The organism is Paramuribaculum intestinale (assembly GCF_003024925.1).
Lineage (GTDB): Bacteria > Bacteroidota > Bacteroidia > Bacteroidales > Muribaculaceae > Paramuribaculum > Paramuribaculum intestinale.
The window spans coordinates 1-13,685 of record NZ_PUED01000065.1; the positions used below are offsets into that span (position 1 = coordinate 1).

A 13,685-nucleotide genomic window follows, 5' to 3' on the forward strand; every position below is an offset into this window, starting at 1 on the left:
ATCTTAATCTAATACTATGAAAAACACACATGCAAAAGTAGTAACAAAAACTGATACAAGAAGTAGTAGACAAACTTATTTAACACAAATTTAACTAAAATCTGCGTCTTTGTCTTACACTCTGCAATCATTATGCGTTTTTCGGTTGTCGTTTCGGACTTTTTCGGCCTGTTTGGGCGCAATCAGTCCTCGGGAGCGAACATCGGATCCCACGGGGGCAGAAGTTCGGCTTTTTTCGACATGACGGCGCGGGCTTTCGGGGTGAGATACTTCTTGTCGACCACCAGGCGGAACATATACTCGTCCATCCACCGGTCGGTGATGATCAGGTGGCCGCCGTTGGCGCCCGGACCCCAGCTGTTCTCCACAAGCCATTTCACCGGCTGGCCCGCCTGGTCGAGATCCACCGCCACGAGCGTCATGGCGTGCGACGAGCCGCTTGCGTGGGTCAGCACTCTCTGGCGCTTGTCCATGCCGAAGGTGGTGCCCAGCAGCGAGCCGTAGTCGTAGAAGTCGGGGTCGAGCACGCCGCGTTCGCGGTCGAGAAACTTGCCCACGTCACACGAGAAATACATCGCCGTGGAGTCCTTGATCGATGCTATGGCCATCTCCTTTATATCCTCCATCGGCAGGTTGACGTAGGTCCAGTTGCGGCCGTCGTAGGCGTGGCGGTCATATTCGATCTCGTAGAGGTTGTAGTACGGACGGGTCGGGTCGTTCATCAGCATCACGTAGTCGTCGCTCAGATTGTTGCCCAGGAAGCGGTCGTAGAAGCTGAGCGGAGTGTAGGTCATGGTGTCGACCGCTTCACCCTTGGAGTTGCGGCGCGTCCATGTGAATTCCGTCGGGGGCTCGCCGAGATTGAGCACGAGCATCCGGTAGACCTCGCCGAGCATCTCGGTCTTGCGGCGTCCGAGTTCCGTGGCCTTGGTCTTGGCTTTGGCTGCGTCGCGCAGTTCCAGACCCCATTCACGGAGTTTCAGCGAGAGCAGCTGGTTGAGGCGCGAGGTGCTGTTCGACGAGTTGGTTTCGGGCATCACTTCGGCGGGAACCACGCCGTATTTGCCAACGATGTCGGCGATGCCGGTAAACTGGCCGCCGTCCGAAAGCGGATTGCGGAACAGCCAGTCGACCGTCTTGTCGTCCATCGGTCGGTCGGAGGTGTCTATCACTCCCTGAAGAAACAGGTTGGCCTTCTCAAGCTGGTCGAAGAAGAAGTTATAGTTCTGCGACAGCTCGGTCATGGGCAGGTCGTGCTCGGCCATCATCTGGGCGCGGAGCACATTGAGGCCCGTGAACAGCCAGCAGCGTCCCGAAGAGCGCTGGTTGGTGATCCCTTTGGAGGGGACGCGGTGAGAAAACTCGCTGCTTACCGGCCGACGGGCGTCGAGATTGCGGGCAAGCGAATTGATGTCGTTGGCCGTGATGGCATTGCGGATGGCACGGTCGGCCGGAGTGTTCTTGTAGGCCGACTTGATGGTGGTCATCATCTCAGGGCTGATACCGCCGGAGGCTTGCTGCGCCGTAGCGCAGAAGCCTCCGAGGATGATTACCGCCATTAACGATGATATGCGTCGCATAGGCGTGTAAGGTGTTTATTGATTGGTTTCGTTCAGGGGATTACTTGTCGGAATTCCACGTGCATTCGATAAACTCGAACTGGCCGCGTCCGGTCACCTTGTAGGTGATGACGTAAGGCGTGGTGGACGAGCCGTTGTAGGCCGAGAAGTTGATGGTGTAGATCACGTCCACTCCGGCTATCGGCTCTGCGTCGGGGTGCAGTATCGACAGGGCGGCGGGCATCACTTCGCTCTCGAAGCGCTGCTTCATCGTCGCTACGATCTGCTCGTCGGTCATGTCGGCATAGCCGGCGGCATACTGCGCGCGGGCCGAGGCGGCGCGAAGATCCACATTGCCCTGGTAGGCCGATGTGCCCGAATAATACTCGTTGTTGCCGTAGCTGGTCACGTAGGTGGCGCCGGTCTTGTCGTCGATCTGTGCCTTCACCCAGTCCACGCATGTCTGATAGTAGAGTGTCGACATCTCCTGGCCTTTGCCGGCAGGGAGGTTGATGGTGACGTTCGGGTCGTAGATCCACTTGCCTCCGGTGCGTACAAACTGTGCGGTTTGCGTGGTCACGGTGGCGGCAGGAGTCCAGTCGGTGCCGTTGAATGTGTATTCGTCGCAGCGCACGGTCGTGGCGCTCGAAGCATAGTAGAAGTAGGCCACATAGCGGACGTCACCTTCCGAGGCGTAGGGATACTTCGCTCTGAGGAACTTCGGCAGCAGGGTGGCCGGAGCCTCATCCGATAGGTTGTCGTAGTGCTGTCCCATGGCCTGATAGTCGGCGTGGGAGGGCATTACCACATCGGTGGCGGCGTTCCAGCGGGTGCCGTTGAAAGTGTAGACCGCAAACTCGGCCTGCGAGGGCATCGTTTCGGTGGCTGCACGGCTCGATACCGTGGCTGCTGCCGATGCGGTGGACTCGGCCACCGAGGTGGCCACCATGTTGCAGTATCTTCCGCCTGCCACGTTGATCAGATAGCCGGTGACGGTCACTTTCGCGCCGTCGGCATACTTGCTCTTATCGGCGCTGAGCATACCGTAAGGGCTGCCCTGTGCCTTGGCCGAGCCGTCAATGATGATGTTGGTGTTGGTACGGCCTTTGCTGTCGGTGGTCACGCTGACGGTGCCGGTCATTGTGCCGTAGATGGCCAGGGCGTTGTCGGTGCGCGCTATGATATCGGCCATTGAGGCGGCGTCAAAAGTTGTGGCTGCCGGATAGCTGACTGCCTGGCTGCCTGCTTTGTCAAATGTGGCGCCGTTGGCGATCTGGAGGCCTGTGTTGTAGGCGGCGACAGTGCCGTTGAGCACTATCTGGTCGCCGATGGCCAGACCGCTGAAGCCGTTCTCCTCGAACTTCGAGCCGCAGTATACGAATATCGCACCCGAGGCGTCGGTCAGTATATAGCCCTGCGAGCAGAGCGCGGTGACAACGCCGTTGATCGTCACGTCGTCATCGACGGCTGCGGTGCCGATCACGCTGGAGAGGGTGAAGCCGGGCTCTTCAGGTTCCGACGGGGCGGAGAATACTGGATCGGCCTGGGAGGTGCGGTAGCGCACCACGGCGTAGTCGCCTTCGGCGGCATCGGGCAGAGCAGCCAGAAGAATGCCGGGAATCGAAGCCGAGGCAGTGTGCGACGGTGCGAAAGCTGCGATGTAGTCGTTCTCGCTGCCCCAGACAGTCTGGTAGTCCTCGTCGCTGACTATGTACTCGGTGGCCGATTCGATTTGGGCGGGAATCTCCGAGGGGGTCACGGCTGTGTTGTAGGTCAGACGCACGGCAGAGCCGTCGGTCAGGGTGAAGTAGGCAAACGAAGAGCTGCCAAGCCATGCCGGCACGTAGTCGCGGGCGGGAGCGGCGTCGCTGAAGCAGAGTTTGGAGCCTACGGCGCGGAGCGCGGCGGCTCCGGCATCGCCGGCAAGCGCTTTGTTTGCGGAGTTGGACGATACGGCGGCATAGTCGGCCTCCGTCATGGTGTATTCGATTGTCTCTACCTGAGTGGGTTCGGGCACTTCGAAGCCGTTGAGCTCATCGTTGTTCCAGGAGTTTTCCGAACAGCCGGCTAAGGCTCCGGCCGCGAAGGCCAGAAGGAGAGCGCGTGAAATATGCTGTTTCATTGTCTTTTTCGATATTTTAGAAGTTGACTCTCATGCGCACTGAGAAGGTGCGGCCGAATGAATAGAACGTCTGGTAGGCATTCTCCCATGTGCCGTCGCTGGCCACCGGGGTGTAGGCCTGAGTGATGTAGTTGTAGTCAAACAGATTGTGGACGTTGCCGTAGAGAGTGGCGTTGACGCCTCCGATCTTGAAGCGGTAGCTGCAGGAGAGGTCAAACTGGTTGCCCCAGGGTATGCGCCAGGGGTCGCCGGCAGCAAGCTCGCCGTTGTTCTGCAGCGAGGAGGTGGTGATGTTGATGTCGGAGTAGTTGCGTGCGGCAGCTGTCCAGTCGGCGCCGATGCGGAAGCCGTCGAACGGTTTGAACACTACGCCCACGGCTGCGGTGGTCTGAGCCGAGCCGCCCACCTTCATGCCTTTCTGGAGCAGGGTTGTGCGCAGATGGTCGTCGGCGAGGATGCCTGCGGCCACGTCGCCCTGAAGGTTCTTGAGGGGCTCGCCGTTCTGGTTGTAGAAGTAGCCGGTGGCGTTGGAATCCCACTGCCAGTCGCCGAGCGAGAACATTCCGTCAAGTTCCATCCACTTGACGGGAATATATTTCACGTTGAATTCCAGACCCATGTGGCGGGCGTCGACACCCTCCATGTTCATGTAGTATCGGTCGCCGGCGTGGGGGCCGCTCTCGATCTCGCCGCTGCGGGCCATGGTGCGGTCCATCCAGCGGGTCAGATAGGCGTTGAAAGTGAAGGCCACCTTGCGCGTCTGGAGTCCGTAGCCGGCTTCGAAGGAATACACCTTCTCGTTGACGGCGTTGGGGTTGGTGACGTTGGAGTAGTTGGAGTTGAGGAATACGCCGCCGCTGAAGAACGGAGCGCGCGATATGTAGCCGGTGTTGAAGAACACGTTGTTGTGACGGTCGATGTTGTAGTTCACGCCACCCTTGACGGTGCCGCCGATGAAGTTCATAGTCTTCGATTTCTCATGCTCCTTGTCATAGTAGAAGAAGTCGCGGCGCCAGTAGGTGTTGTTGTTCAGGGCGCCCGAAAGCACAAGGTTGAGCTTGCCCGAGAGCGTCGTGTATTCAGCCTGGGCGTAGGCTCCCTCCTGGGCGGTGTAGCCGTTGTAGTTGCGGGCTATCACGTCGCCCACGCCGAGCTTCTGGTATTTCCAGTCGGGATTCGCGGCTAAGGCGTTGTTGGCTGCGCGGACGTTGCCGCGGTTGCTGTCGTCAAGATAGTAGGCGCCGTCATAGAGGTCGCTGATCTTGTTCTTGTGATGGCCTATGTAGTAGCGAAGATCCAGACCGCCGATGAGGTTCAGACGGTCGCCGTTGCGCAGATCTATACGTTTCTTGTACGACGATACAAGGCCATACCACTCGTGGTTGTTGTTCTGACGGGCCATGACCATGTTGGAGCCGGTGGCCGAAGCTGCGTTCATGTCCTGGATGGCGCCGTAGTCAAAGGTGCCGTCGGGGCAGCGGAATTTGGTGTTCAGCACGCCGTTCGACGAGCCATACCAGTCGCTGCTGTAGCCGTTGCGCCCATAGCCTTTGAGGCCGTAGCCCTGGGCATACGACATGTAGAGCGATGTGGAGAGCGACTGTGTGTGGTCTATCTGCCAGATGTGACCCAGAGAGATCTGGGGCTTGTGGTAGACGTTGTAGTTCGACGTGCGCTGACGGCCCTGGTTGTCGAAACCGTAGGTCGGGTTGTAGCGATACATGCTTTCGCCGTCCATATAGTTCTTTACTGCCTGCCAGCCGAGCACGCTGAGGCCGTCGTAGCTCGAGCGCTGGTAGTGTTGCTGCGGTGCGCCGAAGGCTGTCAGAGAGAGCTGATGGGAGGAGGTGAGGCGCTTCGACACGTTGAAGAAGTAGTTGTAGGCGTTATACTGTGTGCCCTGCACATAGCCGTCGCCCCACTTGTGCGAGCCGAGGAATGTCACGGCCCAGCCGTTCTTCATCAGGCCGGTCGACACCTTGACGCCGTAGTTGTTCATGCCGTCGTTGCCCATGCCGTACCATACCGAACCGCCGCGCTCAACGTCAATTGTGCGGGTGGTGATATTGATGGTGCCGCCGATCGAGGGGGTCGATACGATAGTGGCGCCAAGGCCGCGCTGGGTCTGGATGTTGGAGGCTACGTCGGAGAGGCCGGCCCAGTTGCTCTGGTACACGCCGCCCCACTCCATGTCGTTGATAGGTATGCCGTTGACCATCATGGCCACATTGGCGCTCTTGAAGCCGCGCATACGGGTTTCGGCGTCGCCGAAGCCGCCGCCCTGACGGATGGTGTAGATGCCCGGTGTGGTCTTGAGCACCTCCATGAGCTCCTGTCCGCCGAGCTTGAAGTCGATGGCGTCGGCGCCTACGGTCGACATTGCCACGGGGGTCTCGCGGGTCTTGCCCACCGACTGGGTGACAACCACGTCGTCGAGATGCTTCATGGCAAGCTCCATCGTGATGGTGCCCATGTCGCTGCGGGCCGGCAGCTCAAGGGTCTTGTAGCCGATATAGGTGATCTTGATGTTTTTGCCTTCGGGCACGTTGATGGTGAAGATGCCGTCGATGTTGGCGGCCGCGGCTCTCGATGTGCCCGGCACAGAAACTGTGGCTCCTACCATAGGCTCGCCTTCTTCATCGACGAGCGTGCCCGTACATTTGATGTCGGGGGCTGCGAAAGCGCTGACACATAGCAGCCAGATTACACTTCCTAAAAGAAAGAGTCTTTTCATAATCGGTTATATATAAATGTTATAGATTGGTTTGTCTAATCAATTGTGGTGTCGGGCGACCGTCTTCACCCGTCCTATCGAAGGTTTCATGATGCAAAAGTACTCTAAAAAAATGAATATTAGTGTTAAATTGTCGTCTTATTTGTTGACATGTTCGCGACTTCGGATGGCCGTATACAAGTTTCGGGCGGCATTCCGTGGTTGTCAGGAATGCCGCCCGGGGTATTGTGGCTGTCTGTAGGCGTTGCCGATTATGTGAACGAGATGGTGGATCCTCCCGATGGACGCTGCTGTGTCATCGTCTGGGGGCGGCGATGCGCGCGGGCCTGCTCCACTGTGGCACGGTCGCGGTTGTAGGTCGGACTCTTTTCGAGCACTTCGATGATCGTGTCCGAATCCATTTCATCAGGCTTGAGTATGATGTAGTTGGTGCGGTATGTGTCGACCTTCTCGCCATATTCTTCCCTTATGCGGTCAGATGCACGTGGGGCGGGGGCGGAATTGACGGGGATAGAATTGTTGCTGAACGGTTCGGGCTGGTCCTGATTGCGTATCTCCTGGATCTCACCCAGACGATCCACGTCAAAGCCCGATGCGAGCATCGTGATCTTGATCTGCTCGCCAAGCTCTTTGTCGAAAGCCACGCCCCAGATGATTTTCACCTTCGGGTTGATCTTCTGCACGAAGCTCGTCAGTTCGTTGACCTCGCTGAGCTTGAATTTGTTGGTGGCATCCTGCGAGAAATATATGTTGAAGAGCAGACGCTTGGCCGTAGATATATCGCGGTGTTTTAGAAGCGGCGATGCGAGGGCGTCCTCCAGAGCCTTGGTCACACGGTTCTCACCATCGCCGTAGCCCGACGAGATGATGGCGGCCCCGCCGTCGCGCAGAGTGGTGTTGACGTCGTTGAAGTCGAGATTCATGTAGCCGTCGCAGGTGATCAGCTCCGAGATCGAGCGGGCGGCGGTGGCCAGGGTGTCGTCGGCTTTGCCGAATCCGTTGATGAAGTCCAGATCGCCGTAGATCTCCGTCAGTCGCTCATTATTGATAAGCAGCAGTGCGTCGACATATTTGGCCATCTCGTCGGCTCCCTCGAAGGCCTTGTTGATCTTCTCCTCGCCTTCGAAGTAAAACGGTATGGTGACGATGCCTATCGTGAGCAGACCCCTTTCGCGGGCCACGCGCGCCACAACCGGGCTGGCACCGGTGCCGGTGCCTCCACCCATGCCCGAGGTGATGAACACCATGCGGGTGTCGTCCTGAAACAGTGCCTCGATCTTGGCTATGTCGTTTTCAGCAGCCTCGCGGGCCACTTCCGGCCGGTCGCCGGCTCCAAGGCCGTCGCCGATCATCACTTTGGTAGGCACAGGACTCTGGCGCAGTGCCTGTCGGTCGGTGTTCAGAACCACGAACGACACATGCTGGATGCCCTGACGGAACATGTAGTTGACGGCATTTCCGCCACCGCCGCCAACGCCTATGGCCTTGATTATTATTTTGTCTTTCTGTTCGTTCTCGGGCGATTCGAATTGATCGGCGAGTCCTTCGGGATTAAGTATTTCGTCCATTTCAGTTGTGCTTCGTTTAGTGGAATTAGTCATCAAGCAGATCGCCTCCGTCGGGATCTTCCGGCGGCTCCTGTATCTGTCGTTTCAGCCAGTTGATGGCCTTGGAGAAGCCGCTCTGGCGTTCAGGCTCCGCTACCGGTTCCGGTTCGGGTATGATCTCTATAGGCTCCTCCTTGACAGGTTCGGGCGACAGACACTCCTGGGCGCCTGCCTGGGCGGCAGCGTAGAGTATCGACACTACGTCGACCGAGTAGGCAGGCGATATGCGGCTGTCGGCTATGCCTATGCGCGGACTGATGATGCTTCCCATGCGCACCTTCATTTTGGTGGTGTCGCCGAGAAGGGTGTTGAATTCGGCCAGACGCGCTCCGCCTCCCACTATCACTATGCCGGCGGGAAGTTCGGCAGGCGTCAGTCCGGCGTAGGATATCTGCTCTTTGATGTTGGCTATGATCTCTGCGGCACGGTGGCTCACATAGTTGTTGAATTCGGTCATCTTCACGTCGTCGACGCTCCCTTCGGCAGGCGCTCCCTTGGCGTTGCCGCGCTGGCGCTTGAGAGCTTCGGCATCCTCCTCCACATAGTTGAGGCGGGTGAGGTCGCGGGTGATGTTGCGCGATCCCATAGGGATTGTCTGCAGATACTGGAGATATCCGTGGCGGTAGATGCTGACGGTGACGGTCTCGGCTCCGAAATCCACAAGCATGCAGCCGAGCTGACGCTCCTCGCTGGTGAGGACGATGTCGCCCATTGCGAGATGCTTCACGACGCAGCCGCGCTTCTCCAGTCCGAGTTTCTCTTCGATGAGAAGCTTGAGGTTGCGGCGAAGTTGCGGACGGCACACAATCAGGTTGCCCGACATGCGTATCTCTGAGCCATACATGCCCACAGGCATGTCGGATTTGGCACCGTTGACATAAAACTCGCGAGCCACTACGTCGATCACTTCGCGATCCGGCACCCGCTCGCCGAGCATTTCGCGTTTCAGAGCTTCGATGATGTCGTCGGTCACTTCGGTGTCGGCGGGCAGACGGCGCTCGGTCTGACGCTGTATGGCGGCCACCGACCGGCCTGATATGGATGTGTATATGCCCTCGACCTTGCGGGGAGTCAGACGGTTCTCTATCTTGAGAAGCAGCGTGCGGACGGCATTGGCAGCCATGGACACGTTGCTCAGCTGGCCGTGACGCACGCTGTCGGTCAGCGGCATCTCCTCAATGGCTTTGACTGTGACGTAGCCGTTGGAGTCGACCGAACCGACGGCTCCCTTGATTTTGCTGCTCCCGATCTCGAGAGCTATGATATGCTTTTCGTCCATATAGCGTTAGTCGTTGTGAGTGGGTGTGACTTGATTGTTCGTTATTTGTGGGGCTTGGCGGCCGGTATCGGTTTCTCCGACCGCGGTTTCTGTCCTGGCAGGGCTGTGCCGGGGGCTATGCCGTCGGCGGCCAGCATGGTGCCTATGTCGTCGGCCTCGTCAACTTCTTCCACTTCCACTGCAGGACGCGACAGCTGTTTGTGGCGACGGGTGGCCACGATCTGTCCCGACCATTTAACAGAAATAGTGTCGTAATTGTTCCATCCTTTTACCGGAAGTACTTCGGTATACATCCGGCGGAGCCGTCTGAATTTGTTGTCAAAGTTGTCGGGAGTGCCGAAATTGATGATCTGGCCGCGTATGATTGGCACGAGCATCACGTCGGTAGGGGAGTCGATCTTGATCATCGACACCAGGGAGTTCCATAGCGAGTCGGCTGATATGTAGTCGATGAGAGGCAGCAGGTCGCGGGCCATGCTCTGGGTGTCGGCGATGCGCCCCTGTATGACAGGCACGTCTATGTGGTAGCGGGCGTCGGCCGATATGCGTTTGCCCTCGCGGTTGATGTAGTAGGATTTGTCGCCGTCGAAAACTCTTGCCACCGGACGCATCGGGTCTACGTTTACGAGCACAAAGCCGTCGCTGAGTCTGACTGCCTGCGCCGATTCGATCTTGTCGATGCGTGACAGTATGCGCTCTATGCTGTCGGTGTCGATGTCGAGCAGACGCATCCCTTTGGCGCGCGAGGGTATGATGCCGAGCTCACGGGCAAGTTCGCCGGCGGTGACGAATTTCATGCTCGTGGTGTCGTTGACCGCTATGCGCAGACCGGCGCAGCGACGCTCGCTCCCGGCCTCCGATGAGAGGCTGAGCGCCGTCACAAGATAGGCAAGCAGCACAATGGCTGTGAGGCAGTGCCAGAATGTTCGGGATATGCGGGTACGCCCCTGGCGTCTTGGTCGCTCGTTCATTTTGCGCGTATGGTTTCGGTCAGCTCGGGCAGGCAGTCGGCTATATCGCCGGCACCGGCGGTGAGCAACACCTCAAAGTTACGATTTTTTATTGTTTCTGTCAAATTATCCTTTGTCGTCATGGTTTTTTCACAGCCCGCTATGGCATCGAAGATGAGTGAGGAGCTGACACCCTCTATAGGCTCTTCGCGAGCCGGATAGATCGGCAGAAGCACTACGTCGTCGGCCAGCGACAGAGCCTCGGCAAACTGCGGGGCGAAGTCGCGGGTGCGGCTGTAGAGGTGGGGCTGGAAGGCCACGGTGAGTCTGCGTCCGGGATAAAGAGCCTTGACCGACGATATCGAGGCGCGCAGTTCGTCGGGATGATGGGCATAGTCGTCGATGATCACATGGCCTCCTGGCAGCGGTTCGCGCAGGTGTGCCTCGAAACGGCGTTTCGCTCCCTTGAATGTGCGCATGGCCTCGCGGGCGCTCTCGGGGTCAAGGCATCCGGCGAGAGTCACGGCGCCGAGGGCGGCTACGGCGTTGTCGATGTTGATGTCTACGGGCACTCCAAGCTCCACGTCCTTTACGAGCACTCCTTCCGGACCGGCGAAGTCGAATACGATCGTTCCTTCGCCTCTTCGGATACGTTCGGCATGGAATGTGCCCGAGGCTGCAGAATAAGTGCTGACGGTCACTCCTGGCTGCACCCGCGGCTTCAGCTTCAGGCCTTCGTGTATGAGAAGATGGCCGCCGGGTCGTATAAGTCCGGTGAAGTGTGCGAAACTTTCGAGATATGCCTCCTCGGTGCCGTATATGTCAAGATGGTCGGGGTCGGTCGATGTCACCACGGCTACTTCGGGGGTGAGGTGGTGGAAAGAGCGGTCATATTCGTCGGCTTCAATCACACTCAGATCCGACTCCGGATCGAGCAGGAAGTTGGTTCCGTAGTTGCGGAGCACTCCGCCCAGAAAGGCGTTGCATCCATGGCTGGAGCTGTGGAGCAGATGAGCTGCCATTGATGATGTGGTGGTCTTGCCGTGGGTGCCTGCAAAGCATAGTCCGCGGCTCGTGCGCGTCACGGCGCCGAGTACGGCCGCGCGTTTCACGGGATTGAATCCGTTGGCGCGAAACCATTCGAATATCGGCAGCTCGGCGGGTACGGCCGGGGTGTAGACCACCGTGGTGGTTGATGGATCGCGGTGGCTGGCGGGAATTTCGTCGGCCTCACCGCCGAATGTTATGGCCACGCCCTCCTTTGCAAGTGCGTCGGTGAGCGCCGACGGAGTGCGGTCGTATCCGGCCACATTGCAGCCTTTCGACAGGAAGTAGCGCTCAAGAGCCGCCATTCCGATCCCTCCGGCACCTATGAAGTATATGTTTTCGGTTGTCATTTATCGGTGTGTATCAGTGATATGAGTATGTCGGCTATCTTGTCGTCACTGCCATTCATGGCCATTGATCCGGCTGCTTCAGCGAGTTTGGCAAGCTTTGCTTTGTCGTTCACGAGCGTGAGAGCCATATTGCCGAGGCGTTCTACGGCATCGGAATCGAGAAGCATCAGCGCCGCTCCGCGGTCGGACAGCGCTTCAGCATTGCGTCGCTGATGGTCTTCGGCAACGTTGGGCGATGGAATCAGTATGGCTGCCTTGCCGAGCAGCTGCAGTTCGGATATGGTGCCTGCGCCTGCGCGGGCCACTACCAGATCGGCGGCTCTGTAGGCTGTGGCCATGTCGGCTATAAAGGCCGAGGCCTTGACGTCGGCGTAGCCTGAGGCTTTGGCCATGCACTCTTGTTCGTATAGACGTCCGGTCTGCCATAGCAGCTGAGTGTTTCTCTGCCGGAACCGCGGCAGCATGGCTGCGACGGCATCGTTGACCGTGCGTGCGCCGAGGCTGCCACCGGTGACGAATATCAGAGGCCGCTCCGGGTCAAAGCCGAGACTCTTCTTGGCTTCGGCCTGCGTGAGGCTACATTGCGTAAGCTCTTTTCTCACCGGATTTCCGGTCAGCGTTATGCGGTCGGCCGGGAAGAAACGCTCCATCCCTTCGTAGGCCGTGCATATCGCTGTGGCATGCGGCGCGAGCAGTTTGTTGGTCACTCCGGCATATGAGTTCTGTTCCTGTATCAGCGTCGGTATGCCGCGCTTCTGAGCCTCTTTGAGCACCGGTCCGCTTGCATAGCCGCCTACGCCTACTGCGGCATCGGGCGCGAAGTCAGCCACGATCCGGCGGGCCTTGCGCATGCTTTTCCATAGTTTGAGCAGCACGCCGAAGTTGCGCCATAGCCTCTTGCGGTCGAAGCCCGCCACCGGGAGGCCTTCGATACGGTAGCCGGCTGCAGGCACGCGCTCCATCTCCATACGGCCGAGTGCGCCTACAAAAAGTATCTCGCAGTCGGGCAAGCGGCGGCGCATAGCGTTGGCTATCGACAGAGCCGGGAATATGTGGCCTCCGGTGCCTCCGCCGCTGATAAGTATCTTGATCTTGTTATTGTCTTGTTTCATAGTAGTGGAGTGTGTTGTGAATCATTGCATCATGGTCGGGTTCTCGCCGCGCAGATTCTCGGGAAGAGACTCCATTTCGGCCTTGACCTCCTGACGTTTGGCGCCGTTGAGCGCGGCGTGACGGCTTACACTCAGCATCACGCCGAATGCTATCGAGGTGACGATGATCGACGACCCGCCTTTGGATATGAGCGGCAACGGCTGACCCGACACGGGAGCAAGGCCGCTGACAATGGCCATGTGGAACAACGCCTGATACACGATCATCACAGCCATGCCTATCACCAGCAGCGCCGAGAATACCCTCTGGCATCGCGAGGCTATGGAACTGGCTCTGGCGAGAAGCCACAGATATAGCACCAACACCACAATGCCACCCACAAGGCCGGTGTCTTCGATCACAATCGCGTAGATATAGTCGGAAAAAGCCAACGGCAGACGGGCTGTCTCGCGAGAGTTGCCGGGCATCACGCCGAACACTCCGCCGTTGGCCTGAGCCATGTAGGCATACATCTCCTGACGGTTTTCAGCATTGATGTCGTATTCGTATTTCGGACGGCCGTCGCCACGGTGGCGCATGATGCGGTTGTACCACGTGCCGTGGCGTCCCTCGGTCTGCGTGGCTTCCACTACAGGAGCGCCGTCGACTGTGGCTGGAGCCGATTCGCGTCCGCTGCCAAAAAGCAGAAAGATACCGGCCAGCATGGCATACACCACACCAACAACTATCAGCTTGCGCCATTCCACACCGCCCACGATCATCATCGACATGCTTATGGCCATTAGCAGCAGAGTATTGGTCAAACCCTGCTTGATGAGTAGTCCGCCGAACACGGCCACGATCATCGCCGACATGATCACGCCCCGGTTGTAGACTCCGGCGGTATGCTTGTTGTGGTTCTTCGACATTATCAGCGCTATGACC

The 13,685-nt window shown here is 58.4% G+C and carries 9 protein-coding genes; all 9 read right to left on the minus strand.

All coding sequences use genetic code 11. From position 1 onward, the window contains the following. Positions 1 to 182 precede the first annotated feature (182 nt). Complete coding sequence (locus tag C5O24_RS06385; protein ID WP_107681591.1) at positions 183 to 1,580, minus strand: C1 family peptidase; 1,398 nt, start codon at positions 1,578 to 1,580, stop codon at positions 183 to 185. 40 nt (positions 1,581 to 1,620) lie between these two features. Beyond that, positions 1,621 to 3,681: a single stranded DNA-binding domain-containing protein gene (locus C5O24_RS06390; protein ID WP_107036626.1), complete on the minus strand. Its 2,061-nt coding sequence runs from the start codon at positions 3,679 to 3,681 to the stop codon at positions 1,621 to 1,623. A gap of 16 nt (positions 3,682 to 3,697) precedes the next feature. Further along, positions 3,698 to 6,415 (minus strand): TonB-dependent receptor, encoded by a 2,718-nt coding sequence (locus C5O24_RS06395; protein WP_107681592.1) that lies wholly within the window; start codon positions 6,413 to 6,415, stop codon positions 3,698 to 3,700. A gap of 251 nt (positions 6,416 to 6,666) precedes the next feature. Further along, positions 6,667 to 7,983: a cell division protein FtsZ gene (gene ftsZ / locus C5O24_RS06400; RefSeq protein ID WP_161553827.1), complete on the minus strand. Its 1,317-nt coding sequence runs from the start codon at positions 7,981 to 7,983 to the stop codon at positions 6,667 to 6,669. 25 nt (positions 7,984 to 8,008) lie between these two features. Beyond that, complete coding sequence (locus tag C5O24_RS06405; protein WP_107036624.1) at positions 8,009 to 9,301, minus strand: cell division FtsA domain-containing protein; 1,293 nt, start codon at positions 9,299 to 9,301, stop codon at positions 8,009 to 8,011. 41 nt (positions 9,302 to 9,342) lie between these two features. Continuing rightward, positions 9,343 to 10,272 (minus strand): cell division protein FtsQ/DivIB, encoded by a 930-nt coding sequence (locus tag C5O24_RS06410; RefSeq protein ID WP_107036623.1) that lies wholly within the window; start codon positions 10,270 to 10,272, stop codon positions 9,343 to 9,345. After that, positions 10,269 to 11,648, minus strand: a complete 1,380-nt coding sequence (locus C5O24_RS06415; RefSeq protein ID WP_107036622.1) for a UDP-N-acetylmuramate--L-alanine ligase — start codon at positions 11,646 to 11,648, stop codon at positions 10,269 to 10,271. Before C5O24_RS06415 ends, C5O24_RS06410 begins: the two co-directional genes overlap by 4 nt. Next, positions 11,645 to 12,760 carry an undecaprenyldiphospho-muramoylpentapeptide beta-N-acetylglucosaminyltransferase gene (gene murG, locus C5O24_RS06420; RefSeq protein ID WP_107036621.1) on the minus strand — a complete coding sequence of 372 codons (1,116 nt, stop codon included), beginning with the start codon at positions 12,758 to 12,760 and terminating at the stop codon, positions 11,645 to 11,647. The genes C5O24_RS06415 and murG overlap by 4 nt, the downstream gene beginning before the upstream one ends. Before the next feature lie 21 nt (positions 12,761 to 12,781). Further along, the coding region (locus C5O24_RS06425) for an FtsW/RodA/SpoVE family cell cycle protein (RefSeq protein ID WP_133165482.1) at positions 12,782 to 13,685 on the minus strand (904 nt) is incomplete at its 5' end.